18 protein-coding genes are annotated in these 17,602 nt (G+C 70.6%); 12 read left to right on the top strand and 6 right to left on the bottom strand.

Annotation, left to right across the window (positions count from 1 at the left end; translation table 11 throughout):
* The 8 genes from DFQ59_RS16115 to soxZ all read left to right on the top strand — a co-directional run bounded on the left by DFQ59_RS16115 (position 1) and on the right by soxZ (position 9,561).
* The gene (locus DFQ59_RS16115; protein WP_211314975.1) at positions 1-720 is read left to right on the top strand and encodes an ABC transporter ATP-binding protein; all 720 of its coding nucleotides are present in this window, start codon (positions 1-3) and stop codon (positions 718-720) included.
* Between the two features lie 2 nt (positions 721-722).
* A complete protein-coding gene (locus tag DFQ59_RS16110; protein WP_114280751.1) occupies positions 723-1,484 on the top strand; it encodes an ABC transporter permease in 762 nt (253 codons plus the stop codon).
* The gene (locus tag DFQ59_RS16105) at positions 1,481-3,373 is read left to right on the top strand and encodes a TonB-dependent receptor (RefSeq protein ID WP_170142195.1); all 1,893 of its coding nucleotides are present in this window, start codon (positions 1,481-1,483) and stop codon (positions 3,371-3,373) included. Before DFQ59_RS16110 ends, DFQ59_RS16105 begins: the two co-directional genes overlap by 4 nt.
* Before the next feature lie 250 nt (positions 3,374-3,623).
* A complete protein-coding gene (locus DFQ59_RS16100) occupies positions 3,624-4,943 on the top strand; it encodes a virginiamycin B lyase family protein (RefSeq protein WP_114280749.1) in 1,320 nt (439 codons plus the stop codon).
* Positions 4,944-5,036: 93 nt separating this feature from the next.
* A complete protein-coding gene (locus tag DFQ59_RS16095) occupies positions 5,037-6,965 on the top strand; it encodes a sensor histidine kinase (RefSeq protein WP_114280748.1) in 1,929 nt (642 codons plus the stop codon).
* Positions 6,966-7,167: 202 nt separating this feature from the next.
* Complete coding sequence (locus DFQ59_RS16090) at positions 7,168-8,505, top strand: sigma-54-dependent transcriptional regulator (protein WP_114280807.1); 1,338 nt, start codon at positions 7,168-7,170, stop codon at positions 8,503-8,505.
* 218 nt (positions 8,506-8,723) lie between these two features.
* Positions 8,724-9,188, top strand: coding sequence for a thiosulfate oxidation carrier protein SoxY (gene soxY, locus DFQ59_RS16085; RefSeq protein WP_114280747.1), 465 nt, complete (start codon positions 8,724-8,726; stop codon positions 9,186-9,188).
* Positions 9,189-9,246: 58 nt separating this feature from the next.
* On the top strand, positions 9,247-9,561 hold the full coding sequence (gene soxZ, locus DFQ59_RS16080) for a thiosulfate oxidation carrier complex protein SoxZ (RefSeq protein ID WP_114280746.1): 315 nt from the start codon (positions 9,247-9,249) through the stop codon (positions 9,559-9,561).
* 161 nt (positions 9,562-9,722) lie between these two features.
* Here the strand turns inward: soxZ and DFQ59_RS16075 are convergent, their stop codons facing one another.
* From DFQ59_RS16075 to argH, 5 genes are all read right to left on the bottom strand, one after another.
* Positions 9,723-10,187: an RT0821/Lpp0805 family surface protein gene (locus DFQ59_RS16075; protein WP_114280745.1), complete on the bottom strand. Its 465-nt coding sequence runs from the start codon at positions 10,185-10,187 to the stop codon at positions 9,723-9,725.
* A gap of 113 nt (positions 10,188-10,300) precedes the next feature.
* Positions 10,301-10,549, bottom strand: coding sequence for a DUF1496 domain-containing protein (locus DFQ59_RS16070; RefSeq protein ID WP_114280744.1), 249 nt, complete (start codon positions 10,547-10,549; stop codon positions 10,301-10,303).
* A gap of 71 nt (positions 10,550-10,620) precedes the next feature.
* A complete protein-coding gene (locus tag DFQ59_RS16065) occupies positions 10,621-10,971 on the bottom strand; it encodes a hypothetical protein (RefSeq protein ID WP_114280743.1) in 351 nt (116 codons plus the stop codon).
* Between the two features lie 78 nt (positions 10,972-11,049).
* On the bottom strand, positions 11,050-11,409 hold the full coding sequence (locus DFQ59_RS16060; protein ID WP_114280742.1) for a nucleotide pyrophosphohydrolase: 360 nt from the start codon (positions 11,407-11,409) through the stop codon (positions 11,050-11,052).
* A gap of 175 nt (positions 11,410-11,584) precedes the next feature.
* Positions 11,585-12,979: an argininosuccinate lyase gene (argH, locus tag DFQ59_RS16055; RefSeq protein ID WP_114280741.1), complete on the bottom strand. Its 1,395-nt coding sequence runs from the start codon at positions 12,977-12,979 to the stop codon at positions 11,585-11,587.
* Between the two features lie 121 nt (positions 12,980-13,100).
* Between argH and DFQ59_RS16050 the strand changes: the two genes are divergently transcribed.
* The gene (locus DFQ59_RS16050; protein WP_114280740.1) at positions 13,101-14,147 is read left to right on the top strand and encodes a sensor histidine kinase; all 1,047 of its coding nucleotides are present in this window, start codon (positions 13,101-13,103) and stop codon (positions 14,145-14,147) included.
* A complete protein-coding gene (locus DFQ59_RS16045) occupies positions 14,144-14,878 on the top strand; it encodes a LytR/AlgR family response regulator transcription factor (protein ID WP_114280806.1) in 735 nt (244 codons plus the stop codon). Before DFQ59_RS16050 ends, DFQ59_RS16045 begins: the two co-directional genes overlap by 4 nt.
* Here the strand turns inward: DFQ59_RS16045 and DFQ59_RS16040 are convergent.
* Positions 14,823-15,326 (bottom strand): thioredoxin family protein, encoded by a 504-nt coding sequence (locus DFQ59_RS16040; protein WP_170142194.1) that lies wholly within the window; start codon positions 15,324-15,326, stop codon positions 14,823-14,825. The two genes, DFQ59_RS16045 and DFQ59_RS16040, sit on opposite strands and share 56 nt — an antisense overlap.
* Before the next feature lie 123 nt (positions 15,327-15,449).
* On the opposite strand from DFQ59_RS16040, the gene hemC reads away from it, so the two are divergent.
* Complete coding sequence (hemC, locus tag DFQ59_RS16035; RefSeq protein ID WP_114280738.1) at positions 15,450-16,373, top strand: hydroxymethylbilane synthase; 924 nt, start codon at positions 15,450-15,452, stop codon at positions 16,371-16,373.
* Positions 16,374-16,650: 277 nt separating this feature from the next.
* Entirely contained in the window at positions 16,651-17,496 is an 846-nt protein-coding gene (locus DFQ59_RS16030; protein WP_114280737.1) for a uroporphyrinogen-III synthase, read from the top strand.
* Positions 17,497-17,602: the final 106 nt, after the last annotated feature.

Genomic DNA, 17,602 nt, shown 5'->3' with positions numbered 1-17,602 from the left:
GTGGCGGCCATCGACATCGAGGGGCTGGTGCGCGACTACCCGGGCGGGCTGCGCGCCCTGGACGGGGTGAGCCTCACGGTGGCGGAGGGGGAGATCTTCGGCCTGCTGGGGGTCAACGGCGCCGGCAAGAGCACCCTCATCAAGGTGATCACCACCCTGCTGCGCCCCACGGCCGGGCGGGTGCGGGTGCTGGGCCGCGATCCGCGCCGCGAGGCGGTGGCGGTGAAGCGCCGGCTCGGCGTGGTGCCCCAGGAGAACAACCTCGACAACGAGCTCACCGTGCGCCGCAACCTCGAGTTCCACTGCCGCTACGCCGGCCTGCCGCGGCGGGATTTCGCCCCACGGGTGGAGCGGTGGCTGGAGACCCTGGAACTGGCAGCAAAGGCCGACGCGCGCATCATGCAGCTCTCGGGCGGCACCCGGCGCAAGGTGATGCTGGCCAAGGCGTTCCTCACCGCGCCACGGCTGCTGGTGCTGGACGAGCCCACCAGCGGCCTCGACCCGGCGGTGCGCACGCGGGTGTGGCGGGCCATCACCGAATTCCGCGCCGGAGGCGGCACGGTGTTCCTCTCCAGCCACGATCTCGACGAGGTGGAACGTCTCTGCGATCGCACCGCGGTGCTCCATGACGGGCGGCTGCAGGAAGTGGCGCGGCCGGCCGGGGTGCGCACCGACCGGGTGGTGGAGGCGGCCTTCCGCCGCGCCGTGGGGGAGGGCTGATCATGCACTTCACCCTGGCCCTGCTCCATCGCCACCTGCTGGCGGACCTCGGTTCCCTGCGCCTGACCCTGGCGCGGCTGGTGGTGCAGCCGGCGGTCTACCTCTACGTCTTCGGCTACGTGGTGGGCGGCATGCTCGCCGGCGGCAACGGTCCCGGCTACGCGGCGGTGATGGGACCGGGGATCGTGGCCATCGCCATCATGACCGCTCCCTTCGGCGCCGTGGGCGGCACCCTGGTCTCCGGCTACTACTTCCGCACCCTGGAGGGGTGGCTGCTGGCGCCTGTCTCCCTGCGCCAGCTGCTGGTGGCCAAGGTGGTCAGCGGCGTCCTCTACGGCACCCTGAGCGCCACCATCGTGGCGTTGCTGGTGTGGGCCATCCTGGGGCTGCGTCCGGAGGGGCTGCTGCTGCCCCTGGCCCTGGCGGTGGGCGGCTCCGCGTTCTTCTCCCTGCTCAGCCTGGTGGTGCTGCTGCTGCCGGCCACCCCCGACCGCGGCCAGGAGCTGTTCTCCTTCCTGCTCATGCCCATGACCTTCTTCGGCTGCACTTTCTACTCCCACGCCATGCTCGGCCCTCCCTTCAGCCAGCTGGCCCTGCTGCTTCCCACCACCTACCTCGCCGAGGGGCTGCGCGGCGCCTACGACCCGTCCCAGCCGCACCTGGCCACGGGCGCCATCCTGCTGGGGCTGGCGGCGGCGGTGGTCCTGCTGGCGCCGCTCGCCGCCTGGAGCTTCCGCCGCCGCCTGGGGGACTACCTCTGGTGAGACGCTGGCTGGGGTTGTGGCTGCTGCTGGCCGCGCCGCTGGCGGTGGCGGAGAACGGGGCGGTGACGGTCATCACCGCCGCGGAGATCGCCCGCGAGCGGCCGGCGGATCTCGTCACCCTGCTGCGCTCGCGGGTGGGGCTCGACGTGACCGGCGGCAACGTCACCATGCGCGGGGTGCGCGGGGTGGTGTTCGTGCTGGACGGCTTCACGGTCACCGTGGAGGAGATGGGCCAGGTGCGCCCGGAGCAGGTGGAGCGGGTGGAGATCCGGCGCGGGGCGGCCTCCGCCCGCTTCGGCGCCGACGCCATGGGCGGCGCGGTGGTGGTGACCACCCGGCGGGCGGGCGCCGAGGGCCGCCGCAGCCTCACCGCCGGGGTCGATTCCTCGGGCAGCCGCTTCGGGCGCCTGGCCGGCAGCCGCGCCGCGGGGGCCCTCTCCTTCAGCGGCCTGGCCGAGTACCGGCTGGTGGACGGCTTCCGGCGGGTGACCGACTCCCCCTACGCCTACAACGTGACGGTGGAGGAGGAGCGCTACGAGAAGACCCTGATCGACGCCACCGCCGGCTGGCGCGGCGCGGGCGCGGCGCTGGAGCTGAACCTCAAGCACCGCAACAACCTGGCCAACCTGGGGCGTCCCCACTGGTGGTGGGACGATCGCGAGACGGCGCTGCGGGCCAGCGGGCGCTGGGAGCCGCATCCGGGACTGCGCATCGACGGGCGCCTCGGCTGGCGCGATTATGCCGACGAGGCGCTGAAGGATGCCGGCACCGGTCTCGCCGGGGCGGGACTGGAGCCGGCGCTGCGCTTCTTCACCGACAGCCGGACCGGCGAGGGGGAGCTGGGGGCGGATCTCGATCTGGCCCGGGGCACGCTGACCGCCACGCTCTCGGCGAGCCGCGAGCGGGGCGAGGATCGCATTCTCGACGAGCCCGGCGGCAGCGAGTCCTTCCGGCTGCGCGCCACCACCGACAATCTGGCCCTGGCCGCCGGCTGGGAGGGCGCGCTGGCGGAGCCGGTGCGGCTCACCCTGGGACTGCGCCACGATCGTTACCGCTACCACGGCATCGAGGTCTACAACGCCGCCTCCGAGCCGGCCGCCTTCAGCGGCGACGCGGTCAACCTCCGGGCGCTCAACGGCAAGGCCGCCCTCGACTGGCGCCTCTCCCCGCGCACCGGCCTGGGCGCCTCCGTGGGCACCGGCTTCCTGCCCCCCACCCCCGGCCAGCTCTACTACACGGAGCTGAACGAGGCGAGCTGGTTCCTGCCCAACCCGGAGCTCTCGCCGCAGCACTCGCTGACGGTCGATCTCACCCTGGCCCACGAGACCGCCGCCGGCGCGACCCTCAAGGCGACCGCCTTCCACACCCGCTGGCGCGACAAGATCGGTCCCCTCATCGTGGACTACGGCACCCCGGTGGTGCGCCAGTACCAGAACATCGGCGCGGCCGAGTCCAACGGCCTGGAGCTGGAGGCGCGCCGGGCGCTGGGCCCGGGTTGGGACGCCACGCTCAATTACACCTTCAACCGCACCCGCATCACCCGTGACGCGGCGCACCCCGCCTACGTGGGCAACGAACTGCCGGACATGCCCCGCCACAAGCTCAACCTGGGGCTGGAATGGAGCGGCGCCGGGCGCTGGTCGGGACGGCTGCTGGCCCGCTTTGTCGCGGCCAGCTGGACCGACGAGGCCAACACCGGGACCGACGCGGCGGGCCACGACTGGCGCAAGGAGGCCTACGCCACCCTCGACGCCACCCTGGTGGGGCGCCTCGGGGACTTCGAGCTGACCCTGGCCGGCGACAACCTCTTCGACCGCCGCTACCGCAGCGGCTTCTTCTGGCGCGACGAGGGGCGTCTGCTGCGGGCGGAGCTCAACTGGAACTTCTGAACCGTGCAGACCCCATGGGTTGCATCGCAACCCGTGAAAGCAGTTCACCACGAAGGACACGAAGGCAAGCGGGACGGGCATGATGCCTGGTCCCGGAGGTAAAGACGGGCCGTGGTTCCCGCGGGCCTTGGCGGGGGACGACAGCGCGGCCTTTCGGCTTCTTCGCGCTCTTCGTGTCCTTCGTGGTCAAGGCTTTTCCTGACAGCGGCGTGGGCCGAAGTCGATGCAATCCATATGAGGAGGCAGGACCATGAACGGAAGATTTGCGGGATGGCTGCTGCTGGGGGCCCTGCTGCTGGCGGCGGCGAACGCCGAGGCGTGCCGGCCCTTCGGCTCCTACGCCTTCGTGGAGGACGCCGAGGGCGGGGTCTGGTTCACCGAGGGGGACAACAACGCCGTCTCGCGCCTCGCCCCCGACGGCACGGTGACCGCCTACCCCCTGCCCACGGCGGCGGCGGAGCCGGCGGACCTCGCCCTGGACGGGGCGGGCAACCTCTGGTTCGTGGAGATGTACGGCGGCAAGCTCGGCCGCCTCGCGCCCGACGGGCGCATCACCGAGTACCCGCTGGCGGGCCACCATCCCCACCCCTGGCGCATCTGGGTGGACGGCGAGCAGGGCGTCTGGTTCCTGGAGGGCAACGACCCGGCACGGGTGGGGCGCCTCGACCCGGACGGCGCCATCCGCAACTACATCATCGAGCGGGGCTGGCCCACCGCCATGGCGCCGGCCGCCGACGGCGGGGTGTGGCTCACCGTCCTGGAGCCGGCCGTGGAGGAGGGCGGCATGGACCAGGCGGCCGGGCGCATCGTCCATCTCGGCCGCGACGGGACCCGCCGCGAGCTGCTGCGCCGCGCCGGCAGCTGCCCCATGAACATCACCCCCGATCCCGCCGGCCGGCTCTGGTTCTCGGACCGCTGCCGCCAGGGCATCGAGCGCCTCGATCCCGACGGCACCCTCACCCGCTTCCCCCTTCCCGCCGAGTCCTTCGTCCAGCAGATGGCCCTGGACGAGGAGGGGGTGCTCTGGTTCATCGACAACACCCGCAACCTCATCGGCCGCCTCGACGCGGAGGGCACGCTCCGGGAGTATCCCCTGCCGGGCGACACCGGCGGACCCTTCGCCATGGCGCTCAGCCGCGCCGGGGGAGTGCTCTTCTCCGAGACCTACAATTACAACATCAACCGCCTGAGCCCCGCGGGCGTGTTCACCGAGCAGCTGGTGAACGTGGACGCCCGGCGCGGGGTGGAGCGGGTGGAGCGGGGCGAGGTCTGCTACCTGCGCTTCGCCAGCATCATCCGCCGCAAGGCGGAGGTGGACGCCGAGCGCGCCGCGGCGCTCGCCAGCGGCAAGCTGGCGGCGGCCGAGAGCGAGGGCGCGCGGCTGCTGCGCGAGCGCTGCCTCGCCTGCCACGACGCCAAGCGCATCCTGCTGGCGCGCAAGAGCGACTGGCGCCCGAGCCTGGGGCTGATGGACACCTACATGGGCATCCGCCACGTGGTGCCGCTCACCGAGGCCGAGCGCACCACCCTGCTGGAGTACCTCGACACCCACTACCGCATCGGGCGCTGAGGCGCGGGACACCATCGGGGGCCGGGGTGCTGGCCGCCGCGGCCGCCCTTGGCCTATCCTCGCGGGTAGACCCCCATCCCGCGAGGCCGGGCCGTGCGCCTGAAGACCCATCTGCTGCTCTGGATCCTGCTCGCCACCGTGGTGCCGCTGACGGCACTCACCCTCGGTGCGACCCGCTACAGCGAGGTGGTCTACCGCGAGGGGGTGGCCGAGGACATCGGCGCCACCCTCAACACCGTGGTGGGCGAGATCAGCCGCCGGCTGCAGAGCGACCAGGAGATCCTGCGCGGGCTGGCCACCGTTCCGGCCCTGCAGGACTACCTGCCGGTGATGGCCACCGCCGCCCGCGGCGACCTGCACCCCGACTTCTTCGAGCGCACGGCGCGGCTGGCCGGGTTCCTGGGCACCTTCCAGGGCATCGTTCCCGGCTTCGCCATCATCCGGGTGCTGGACCGCAGCGCCAACACCCTGGTCAAGGTGGAGAACCGCCGCCGCAGCCCCAACGTCTTCGACGGCATCGAGAGCTATCCCTACGCCGAAGTGGAGCTCAACAACGCCGAGTTCGTGGCCGGGCTGGAGGCGCTGCCGGCGGGGGAGGTCACGGTGACGCTGCTGCCCCAGAGCCGGATCGCGCGCCGGGAGGCGGGGCAGAGTCTCCCGCTGCTGGACTACATCCTGCCGCTGGAGGCGGAGGGGGAGCGGCTGGGCTACCTGGCGGTGAACATCCGCGGCGAGCACATCGACCACATTCTCGACTTCGCCCCGCGGGTCTACCAGGGCCAGCTGCTCATCGCCGAGCTCAACCCCGACGACCCGGCCCGGGACGGGGTGCTGCTGTTCGACGACGCCGGCGGGAGCCGCTTCTCCGATCCCAAGACCCCCGCGGAGCACATGGACGGCGTGCTCGGCGGGCGACTGTCGCGGGCGGTGGCGGAACGGCCCTTCGGCCTGGTGGAGGACCGCGGCGCCGGCCGCGCGGTCTACTACACCGAGTTCCTGCCCTACCCGGATCAGCTGGTGAGCTGGGTGGTGGCCATGGGAGTGGACCTGCAGGCCCTGGGGGCGCCCTTCGCCGGCATCCGCCTGGCCATCTGGGCCTTCGCCGGGCTGGCGGTGCTGCTGGCGCTGCTGTTCAGCACCGCCGCGGCGCGCACGGTGGCCGCGCCGGTGGTGCGCCTCGCCGCCGGGCTCAAGGCGTTCGCCGACGGCGACCGCCGGCGGCGGGTCGCGGTGGGGGGGATGGACGAGGTGCGGGAGCTGGAGGAGTCCTTCAACTACATGGCCGACACCCTGGAGCGGGCGCGCCAGGAGCGGGACCATGCCGAGCGGATGGCCACGCAGAGCGCCAAGCTCGCCAGCGTCGGACAGCTGGCCGCCGGCATCGGCCACGAGATCAACAATCCCCTGAACAATATCCTGCAGCTGGCCAAGCTGGCCGAGCGCGGCCTGCCGGAGGGGGCCGAGCGGGCACGCCAGGACCTGCGCGATCTCCGTGAGGAGACCCTGCGCGCCTCGCGCATCGTGCGCGACATCCTCAACTTCGCCCGCCAGGTGCCGCCGCGGCGCGAGCGCTTCGAGGTGGGGCCGTGGCTGGAGGAGACCCTCGACCTGGCCCGCCAGGTGGCTGCCCGTGCCCGGGTGCGGCTGCAGGCCGGGTCGGCGCCCGGCCTCGAACTGGTGGGGGATCGCGGCCAGCTGCAGCAGGTGCTGGTGAACCTGCTGCTCAACGCGGTACAGGCGAGTCCCGCGGAGAGCATGGTGGAGGTGGCGGCGCGGGCCGGGGACGGGGCGCTGGTAATCAGCGTGGCCGATCGCGGACCGGGGCTGCCGGAGACGGACCGGGACCGCCTCTTCGACCCCTTCTACACCACCAAGCCGGTGGGGCAGGGCACCGGTCTGGGGCTCTCCATCGGGCTCGGCATCGTGGAGCACCACGGCGGCACCCTGACCCTGGAGAACCGCGCCGGCGGCGGCGCCGTGGCGACGATCCGGCTGCCGCCGGACGCGGACGGTTCCGAATAGACGGGATTTGGACAAGGGACAAGGATTGTAGACATCAGGTGCGGATTCATCCGCACAACGGCGCCGGCCTTGTCGCCCTGGCCGGCCGGATGAATCCGGCCCAACGCGCTTCGGGCTTTGCGTCTGAGCCCTGATTCCTGGATCCAGAACCTTTATCCTTTATCCCTTGTCCATCAACCAATCCATCAACCGATTCATAACCATGAAGCCCACGCTGCTGTTCATCGATGACGACCCGCGCGCCGGGGAGCTGATGCTGCGCTTCTGCGCCGATGCGCCCTATGGCTGCCGGGCGTTCCAGGACCCCGCGGCGGCGCTGGCCTGGTTCCGCGAGCATGGCGCCGACATCGTCGTCACCGACCTGAAGATGCCCGGCCTGTCGGGGCTCGAGCTGCTGGAGGTGCTGCGGCGCGAGGCGCCCGAGGTGCCGGTGATCATGGTCACCGGCTATGCCAGCGTCGACAGCGCCATGGAGGCGATGAAACGGGGGGCCACCGACTTCATCAAGAAGCCCTACGACATGGAGGAGCTGGGGCTGCTGGTGGAGAAGACCCTGGAACGGGCCCGCCTGCGGCGGGAGAACATGCTGCTGCGCCGCCAGCTCTCCGACGAGCGCGCGCGCTTCGGCATGATCGGCCGCGGCCAGGCCATGCAGAAGGTCTTCCACACCATCGGGAAGATTGCCGACATCCGCTGCCACGTGATCATCCAGGGCGAGTCGGGCACCGGCAAGGAGCTGGCCGCCCGCGCCATCCACACCTCGGGCAGCGGCGCCGAGCGGCCGTTCGTGGTGATCGACTGCGGTTCGCTCACCGACACCCTGCTGGAGAGCGAGCTGTTCGGCCACGAGAAGGGCGCCTTCACCGGCGCGGTGGGGACGAAGCAGGGGCTGCTGGAGGCGGCCTCCGGCGGCACCGTGTTCCTGGACGAGATCTGCAACATCTCCGACGCCATGCAGACCAAGCTGATGCGGGTGGTCCAGGAGCAGCAGGTGACCCGCGTGGGCGGGGTGCGCCCCACGGCCATCGACGTGCGCTTCATCGCCGCCACCAACCGCAACCTGGACCAGATGGTGCGCGAGGGCCGGTTCCGCCACGATCTCTACCACCGCCTGAACGTGGTCACCATCAACCTGCCGCCCCTGCGCGAGCATCCCGAGGACGTCCCCCTCCTGGTGCGGCACTTCATCGATCATTTCAATGCCCAGTACCACCGCGAGGTGCAGGGCTTCGACGCCGACTCCATGCAGCGCCTGCTCGGCTACGACTGGCCCGGCAACGTGCGCGAGCTGCGCAACCTGGTGGAGCGGCACATCGCCCTGGCGGACGGCCCGGTGCTGACACTGGAGGGGCTGGCCGGGAGCGAGGCCACCGGCGCCATCGACTATGACCTGCCCACCCTCGAGACCCTGGAGCGGCGCTACCTCCTCAAGGTGCTCGATCACTTCGAGGGCAACCGCGAAAAGACCGCCCGCGCGCTGGGGATCAACAAGTCCACCCTGTGGCGCAAGCTGCAGCACTACGAGTCGGGGGGCGGCTGACCCCGGCCTGCGCCGGGTCGCCCGGCCCGGCGTGTCCATCGCGATTTGCAATAACCGGCCATTGCAATCTGCAATCCCTGGTGCCGCCCGCAGGTGTCGGAAGCTCGCAACCGATTGATTCTGAACAGGTAGAAAACCTGGCATCAGGTTTGCTCTGTAAGCGGTGACCATTCACCCACATAACAATCAAGACTGCCGAGGAGATTGTCACTGTGAACATGAAGCGCCGTGTATTCCTGAAAGGTGCCCTGGCCAGCGGATCCGTCGCTCTGGCCCTGGGCGCAGGCATCCTCACTCCCCGCGCCGTGCTGGCCGCGTGGCCCCAGTCCGCCTTCGAGGCCAAGAGCGTCGCCGACGCCCTGGGCGCCCTCTACGGCGCGGGCGACGCCGCCGCCAGCGGTGACATCGAGATCAAGGCCCCGGACATCGCCGAGAACGGCGCCGTGGTGCCGGTGAGCGTCACCGCCAAGATGTCCGGCGTGGAGAGCATCAGCATCTTCGCGGAAGGCAACAACACCCCCCTGACCTCCAGCTGGAAGCTGGGTGCGGGCGCGGAGCCCTACGTGTCCACCCGTATCAAGATGGCCAAGACCTCCAACGTCATCGCCGTGGTGCAGGCCAACGGCAAGACCTTCCAGGCGGGCAAGGAAGTGAAGGTGACCATCGGCGGCTGCGGCGGCTGATCACCCGAACCGAACCCGGCAATCCGCTGATACGAACACGACACGAGGAACGAAGACAATGGCGAACACGATCAAAATGCGCGCCAGCCTGAGCGGCGACGTGACCACGGTGAAGGCGCTGATGAAGCACCCCATGGAGACCGGTCTGCGCAAGGACAAGAAGACCGGCGAGGCCATTCCGGCCCACTTCATCCAGGAAGTGGTGTGCGAGCACAACGGCAAGCAGGTGATGCTGGCCGAGTGGGGCGGCTCCATCTCCCAGAACCCCTACATCTCCTTCATGTTCAAGGGCGCCAAGGCCGGCGATACCCTGAAGCTGAGTTGGACCGACAACAAGGGCGAGAGCGATTCGGCCGAAGAAGCCATCAAGTAGGGTTTCGCGACTGCCTGCCAGATGGACGGGGCCGCGGATTTCGATCCGCGGCCCCGTTTTTTATGGAATTACGGGGGACAGTTTACTTAATTTCCAGTGATTCAGTATCAAGGCTGAATTGATCCTCAGGGCAATTAAGTAAACTGTCCCCCGTAGTCCGGTCAGTTACGCATCTGCCAGGTGCCGTCGGGCTGGCGGCAGGCGGTGCCGTAGACGGTATCGCGCCGGCCGTCGATGTAGGCCTCGGTGGTGAACTCGCGGCACGGGGTGCCCGCCGTCTCGTAGGTCCGGGTGGGGGTGACCGTGTACTCGTTGCCCGAGTCGGGGTTGCGCCAGCTGTAGGGCTGGTTGGTGCGCTGGCTCTCCAGGGCGTAGGCCGCGTTGCGGCGGTCCTGCTCGTCCATGGTGCGGCCCACGCTGCCGCCGATCATGGCGCCGGCGAGGGTGCCCACGATGATGGCGGCGGTGCGGCCGGAGCCCTTGCCCACCTGGGCGCCGAGCACCCCGCCCAGGGCGCCGCCGACGACGGTGCCGGTCTGTTCCTTGGTGGGCGGATAGGCGCAGCCGCCCAGGCCGATGGCCATGCTGAGGGCCACCGAGGTGGCCAGGATCTTGGTCTTGTACATCGTCAGTTCCATTCCCTTAGAGGTCATGTTGAGCGGGTTGTGGTGGTGCTGTCGGCGGCCCTGCGAGCCGGAGCCGGATATCCCCCTATTCGATAACGGATTGGCCGCGGGGTTCAATCCGGGTTGTCGGGATCGCAGGAACCCTCCCTGAGCCAGCCGCCACGGGTGCAGACCAGGAGCTCCGAGCCGCTGCAGATGAACTGGCCTTCCATGTAGGCCGTGTCGTTGAAGTAGCAGGCTCCCGTCTCCGGCATCTCCATCCCGGCGAAGTCGAACTCCTCGTCCGTCTCCTCCACGATCAGAGAGTTGCGCCGCTCGGGATCCGGGGCGCCGACCTGGGGTGCGTGAATGCGTTCGGTCATCTCGTTGTCTCCTGGAAAGCAGCCGGATGGGTGACCTTCAACCTAATCATGGCATACCGCGCGCCCGGGTGTCAGCGCCGGGCATGGCGGCCGCGATCGGCCACCAGCTTGGCCTCCGGCACCCGTGCGTGCAGGGCGGCGGGCAGTTCCAGGCAGATGCCGGGAATCGGCCGCACGGTGACCCACAGGAGATTGAGACGGAGATTGAGATCGGCGAACACCACCGCCCGGTGATAGGCCTCCAGCACCTCGCGCAGGGCCTCGACGGTGCGCTGCTGGTGCTCGGCCGGCCGCCGGGAGAGCCCCGGGATGATCATCATGAAATCGCTGAGGGGGCGGCCGTCGTCGCCCCGGGTCGGGGCCCGCTTCCACAGGGGTTCGGCGGGCTCCAGTGCCGTAGCGCCGAGGGTGAGCCGGGTCATCTGCACCTCCACCGGTAACGATCGCCGGTCCCGATAGCTTAGCCCGCGGGGGTGCGGATGTCAGGAAGGTGTCGGCGGTCAGTCCTCGTACTCGGAGGCCCGGCGGGCGTCGCCGCGCACCCGGTGGGCGGGGTAGCGCTGGTGGTTGATGGCGATCTTGCGCTCGGCGGCCTTGATGAGGTCCACGCCCAGCATGTCGGCGGCGCGGATGGTGTAGAGCAGGATGTCCGCCAGCTCCAGGCTCACCGCCTCCAGCTTCTCCGCCGGCAGGGTCTTGCTCTGGGCCTGGGTCAGCCACTGGAAGTGCTCCACCAGCTCGGCGGCCTCGGCGATGAGGGCCATGGAGAGGTTCTTGGGCGAGTGGAACTGGTCCCAGTCCCGCTCCAGGGCGAATTCCGCCAGCTGCCGGCGCAGGTTCTCGAGGCTGTCTCTGGTCATGGCTGGTCAGTCTGTATGTATCCGCAGATTACGCAGATTACGCAGATACGACTGTGATACTCCATCCCGGTTCTCCCGGGCCACTGATGCGAGCGCCTGTCAATCCTGCTGGAATCGATCATCTGTGTAATCTGTGTAATCTGCGGATATCAAAGGGTTTGCGCCCTGAGGCTGGTTACCGGGATATCCGCCCCCGGGCGCGGGCGATGGCGGCGCGGACCTGGTCGGGGGCGGTGCCGCCGAGGTGGTCGCGGGCGGCCAGCGAGCCCTCCAGGGTCAGGACAGCGTAGACGTCCTCGCCGATGGCGGCGGAGAAGCCGCGCAGGGTGTCCAGGTCCATCTCCGCCAGGTCGCGGCCGCTGGCCACCCCGTGGGCCACCGCCTTGCCCACCACCTCGTGGGCGTCGCGGAAGGGCAGGCCCCTGCGCACCAGGTAGTCGGCGAGATCGGTGGCGGTGGAGAAGCCGCGCCGGGCCGCCTCGCGCATGGCCCCGGCCTTCACCCGGATGGCCGGCACCATGTCGGCATAGGCCCGCAGCGAGCCCTTCAGGGTGTCCACCGTGTCGAACAGCGGCTCCTTGTCCTCCTGGTTGTCCTTGTTGTAGGCCAGGGGCTGGGACTTCATCAGGGTCAGCAGCCCCACCAGGTGGCCGTTCACCCGCCCGGTCTTGCCGCGCACCAGCTCGGGCACGTCGGGGTTCTTCTTCTGCGGCATGATGCTGGAGCCGGTGCAGAAGCGGTCGGGCAGGTCGATGAAGTCGAACTGGGCCGAGGCCCACAGCACCAGCTCCTCGGAGAAGCGTGACAGGTGGGTCATCACCAGCGCCGCGGCGGCGCAGAACTCGATGGCGAAATCGCGATCGGAGACCGCGTCGAGGGAGTTCTCCGCCGGGGCGTCGAAGCCCAGCAGCTCGGCGGTGTAGGCCCGGTCGATGGGGTAGCTGGTGCCGGCCAGGGCGGCGGCGCCCAGCGGCATCACGTTCACCCGCCGGCGGGCGTCGGTGAGCCGGCCGTGGTCGCGCTCCAGCATCTCGAACCAGGCCAGCATGTGGTGGCCGAAGGTGACCGGCTGGGCGGTCTGCAGGTGGGTGAAGCCGGGCATCACCGTGGCCGCCTCCCGCTCCGCGAGTCCCAGCAGTCCCTCCTGCAGGCGCCGGATCTCGGCCAGGAGGGCGTCGATCTCCTCCCGCAGCCAGAGGCGGATGTCGGTGGCCACCTGGTCGTTGCGCGAGCGCCCGGTATGCAGCTTCTTGCCGGCGGCCCCGATGCGGTCGGTGAGGCGCGCCTCGATGTTCATGTGCACGTCCTCCAGCGCCGTGGACCAGGGGAACTCGCCGTGCTCGATCTCCTCGCGGATGGCGGCCAGCCCCTCGATGATGAGGTCGCGCTCGGCCTCCGTCAGCACCCCCGCCCGGGCCAGCATGGTGGCGTGGGCGATGGAGCCGGCGATGTCGTGGCGGTAGAGGCGCCGGTCGAATTCCACCGAAGCGGTGAACGCCTGCACGAAGGCGTCGGTGGACTCGCTGAAGCGCCCCCCCCAGAGCTTGGAAGTGCTGCCTTGGTCTTGCATCGGGTATTCCTGCCGCCGTCAGAGGATGAAAGATGGAAATTATACCAGTTGTACTCCGGCAGGCGCGGGGTCCTGTGATGGGGTGGCTTGCGCCTGCCCGTGGGTGGGCCAGAATGGAGTCATGAAAGGAGAACTTCCCGGGATGGAGGTGGATGACGCCGGCTTTCTGCCCGACTTCTGCGCCGTGCGCAGCATCTTCGTGCTGGTGGTCAGCGCCGAGCTGCTGGCCTTCCTGCTGGTCCTGGCCGGATTGCCGGCCCGTGGCGGCTGGGAGGAACTGGGGCTCACCTCCCTGTTCGTGCAGTGGGTGGCGCTGGCCGCGGCCGCCGTGCTGTGCGTGGCGCGTCCCGCCCTGCACCGGCTGCGCCCGGCCTGGGTGGTGGTGCTGTGCCTGGGGCTGGTCCTGGTGCTGACCGGGCTGGGCAGCCTGCTGGCGGTGGAGCTGCTGCCGGAGTGGATCGAGGCGGGGGAGGGGCGGCTGGCCTTCCTGGGGCGCAATCTCGCCATCGCCGCCATCGTCTCCATCCTGGTGCTGCGCTATCTCTACCTGCAGGAGGAGTGGCGGCGGCGCCTGCGTTCGGAGGCCCGGGCGCGCATCGAGGCGCTGCAGGCGCGCATCCGCCCCCATTTCCTGTTCAACAGCCTCAATACCATCGCCAGCCTGATTCGCATCGATGCCGACCAGGCGGAGCGCGCCCTGGAGGACCTGGCGGAGCTGTTCCGGGCCAGCCTGCAGCATGGCGTGGACGTGGTGCCCCTGGCCGATGAGCTGGCGCTCTGCCGCCGCTACCTGGAGATGGAACAGCTGCGGCTGGGGGATCGGCTGCGGGTGGAGTGGCGCATCGAGGGCGTGCCGGACACGGCGCGGGTACCGCTGCTGACCCTCCAGCCCCTGGTGGAGAACGCGGTCTACCACGGCATCGAGCCGCTGGCCGGGGGCGGTGTGATGACCATCCGCGGCGGGCTCGAGCGGGGCCGGGTCTGCCTGTGGGTGAGCAACCCGGTGCCTCCCGCCGCGGCGCCGCACCACGACGGCAACCGGGTGGCCCGGGACAACATCCGCGCCCGCCTCCGGGCCCTCTACGGCGGCGCCGCCTGCCTGGAGGCCGCCGAGCGCGAGGGTGTCTACGAAGTGCGGCTGTGCTGGCCGCTGGGCGGCGGGGCATGAGGATCCTGGTGGTGGATGACGAACCCCTGGCGCGCGCCCGGCTGTGCCGCCTGGTGGAGCGGCTGGACGGCTGCCAGGTGGTGGGCGAGGCCGCGGACGGCGCCGCCGCGGTGGCGGCGGTGGCGCGGCTGGAGCCGGAGGTGGTGCTGATGGACATCCGCATGCCGGTGCTGGACGGACTGGCGGCGGCCGAGCAGCTGGCGGAGCTGGAGCGGCCGCCGGCGGTCATCTTCACCACCGCCCACGAGGAGCACGCCCTGGCGGCCTTCCGGGCCCGGGCGGTGGACTACCTGCTCAAGCCGGTGCGCATCGAGCGGCTGGCCGAGGCCCTGCGCCATGCCCGCCGGCCCCTGCGCAGCCAGCTGCAGGCCCTGCAGACGACGGAGGCGGGCGCGCGCACCCACCTGAGCGTCACGGTGCGCGGCGGCGTGCGGCGGGTGGCGGTGGCCGACGTGGCCTATTTCCAGGCCGAGCAGAAGTACGTGACGGTCGCCTGCGGCGAGCGGCGCTACCTCATCGAGGAGTCGCTGAAGCAGTTGGAGGAGGAGCTCGGCGAGCAGTTCGTGCGCATCCACCGCAACGCCCTGGTGTCGACGGCGCACCTGGAGGCGCTGGAGAAGGATGCGCTGGGGCGCTGGAGCGTGCGCCTGCGGGGCCAGGAGGAGCGGCTGGGCGTCAGCCGCCGTCACCTGCCGGGGCTGCGGCGGCTGCTTCGGCAACCCGCGCCCTGATCCGGGCCAGGGCGGTATCGATGCCCTCGTCGAGGAAACCGCCGTAGAACGCCTCGCTGGTGATGCCCAGGACGCGGGGGGCGACCTCGCGCCCCTCGGCATCGAGGAACAGGACCGTGGGGGTGAAGGTCGCCTGGTAGCGGGAGGCCAGCTCAACGGCGCTGACATTGCCGCCGTCGAAGTCCACCACCACGGACCGGCCGAGGTTCAGCTCCCGGAACAGGACCTTGTCGCGGTAGCCCCTGTTGCCCTGCATCGGGATCAGGAAGTTCTGCTTCACCAACCGGCAGTAGCCGCAGTACTCGGAGCTGACCAGCAGCAGGATGGGAACGCCCCCGGCGCGCGCGGCGCGTGCTTCCGCGCGCAGGTCGGTCACTTCCGGCAGCTCGGCGGCGCAGAGGTTGGCGGCCTGCAGGGCCGCGATCAGCAGCAGCAATCTGGCAATCATTCGCGACCCCTCCGGCGGGGGCTTTTTCATCGAGTGGCGGGTATGGCGTAAGATACCCGCTTTACGCCCTTGCCCGCCCAGGGTGCAGGGCACAATCCACCCGATTATATCGTGACCTGGACTATGTCTAAAACCACCATCCGCATCGCCACCCGCAAGAGCCTGCTGGCCCTCTGGCAGGCCGAATTTGTCAAGCGCGAGCTCGAGCGACACCATCCCGGCCTCGAGGTGGAGCTGCTGGGCATGACCACCAAGGGCGACCGCATCCTCGATGCGCCCCTGGCCAAGGTGGGCGGCAAGGGGCTGTTCGTCAAGGAGCTGGAGCAGGCCATGTACGACGGCCGCGCCGACATCGCCGTGCATTCCATGAAGGACGTCCCGGTGGAGCTGCCGGCGGGGATGGCGCTGCCGGTCATCTGCGCGCGGGAGGACCCGCGGGACGCCTTCGTCTCGCCGCGCTTCGCCGACCTGGACGCACTCCCGGAGGGGGCGCGGGTGGGCAGCTCCAGCCTGCGCCGCCAGTGCCAGGTGCGGGCCCGGCGGCCGGACCTGGTGGTGCGCGACCTGCGCGGCAACGTGCAGACCCGGCTGGGCAAGCTGGATGCCGGCGAGTACGACGCCATCATCCTCGCCACCGCCGGGCTGCTGCGCCTGGAGCTGGAGGAGCGCATCGCCAGCCGCCTGCCGGTGGAGGTCAGCCTGCCGGCCATCGGCCAGGGGGCGGTGGGCATCGAGTGCCGCGCCGACGACACCCGCCTCCAGGAGCTCCTCGCGCCCCTGCACCACCCGGAGACGGCCACCGTGGTGGCCGCCGAGCGGGCGCTGAACCGGCGCCTGGAGGGCGGCTGCCAGGTGCCCATCGCCGGCTACGCGGTGCTGGAAGGCGACGGGCTGTGGCTGCGTGCCCTGGTGGGCAGCCCCGACGGCCGTACCGTCATCCGCGGCGAGGTGCGCGGCGCCCCCGCCGACGCCGAGGCCCTCGGCACCGGCCTGGCCGAGGAACTCCTCGCCCGCGGCGCCGACCGGATTCTTCGGGCGCTGGAATAAAACCTTAATAGACAGGATTTACAGGATTAACAGGATTTGAAAAGGACTGTCTAATCCGCCGATTACGCCGATTCTTTAAGCGAGGCGGCGGATCTGTCGCTCGCCCGGGAAGCAGCGCCTCCGGCCGGTTCACTCAACCGCAGCGGTTGTTGGGCCGGTCGTGCTTGTTATGGCAGCTGGCGCGGACCTGTACTGAGGTATCCGGGTAATCGGTCGACAGCAAAATCCTGTCAATCCTGTTAATCCTGTCCATTCAGACGCTGCAACAGAACTCATCATGAGCGAGCACGGGGCCGGGCGGCCGCTGGCGGGGATCGGGGTGTTGGTGACCCGGCCGGAAGGGCAGGGGGAGGGGCTGTGCGCGGCCATCCGCGCGGCGGGGGGCGAGGCCTTCTCCTTCCCGGTGATCGCCATCCGCGATCCGGCCGACCCGGCGCGGCTGGAGGCCCTCGTCGACCGCCTCGACAGCTACGACCTGGCCATATTCGTCAGCCCCAACGCGGTGGAGCGCGCCCTGCCGCGCATCCGCGCACGCTGGTCCCGGTGGCCGGCGGGGCCGCGGGTGGCGGTGGTGGGGCGGGGCTCCGCCCGGGCGCTGGAGGGGCACGGGGTCGCGGTGGATTTCTGCCCGGAGGGCCGGGCCGACAGCGAGGGGCTGCTGGCGCTGCCGGGGCTGCGCGAGATGGCCGGCCGGCGGGTGGTCATCTTCCGCGGCCAGGGCGGACGCGAGGTGCTGGCGGAGGCCCTGCGCGGGCGGGGCGCGGTGGTGGACTATGCGGAGAGCTACCGGCGTGCGCTGCCGGAGGCCGATCCGGCGCCGCTGCTGGCGCGCTGGCGCGATGGGGCGATCCAGGCGGCGGTGGTCACCAGCAACGAGGGGCTCGAGAATCTCCACGCCCTGGCGGGGGCGGCGGGACGGGCGCCGCTGCTGGACACGATGCTGGTGGTGGTGAGCGAACGGGCCGCGGAGCGGGCCCGGCAGTTGGGGTTCCGGCATCCGGCCCGGGTGGCGGGGGGGGCCGACGACGCGGCCCTGCTGGAGGCGCTCATTGCCTGGCGGACGGTCGAAAAGACTCCACGCCAGGACGCCAGGACGCCAGGGCGCCAGGGGGAGCAGGACTAGGCGGGGAGGTTTCCTCGCCCATGGTGGCCCCGCGCGGGAGCCGGGGCTCCGTTGGCGAGCGCCCTTCATTCCCCCCGCCCGAACCTTCAGTCCCTTGCGTCCTGGC

This window comes from Thioalbus denitrificans (assembly GCF_003337735.1).
GTDB lineage: Bacteria > Pseudomonadota > Gammaproteobacteria > DSM-26407 > DSM-26407 > Thioalbus > Thioalbus denitrificans.
This window is presented reverse-complemented; position numbering and strand designations above follow the sequence as displayed.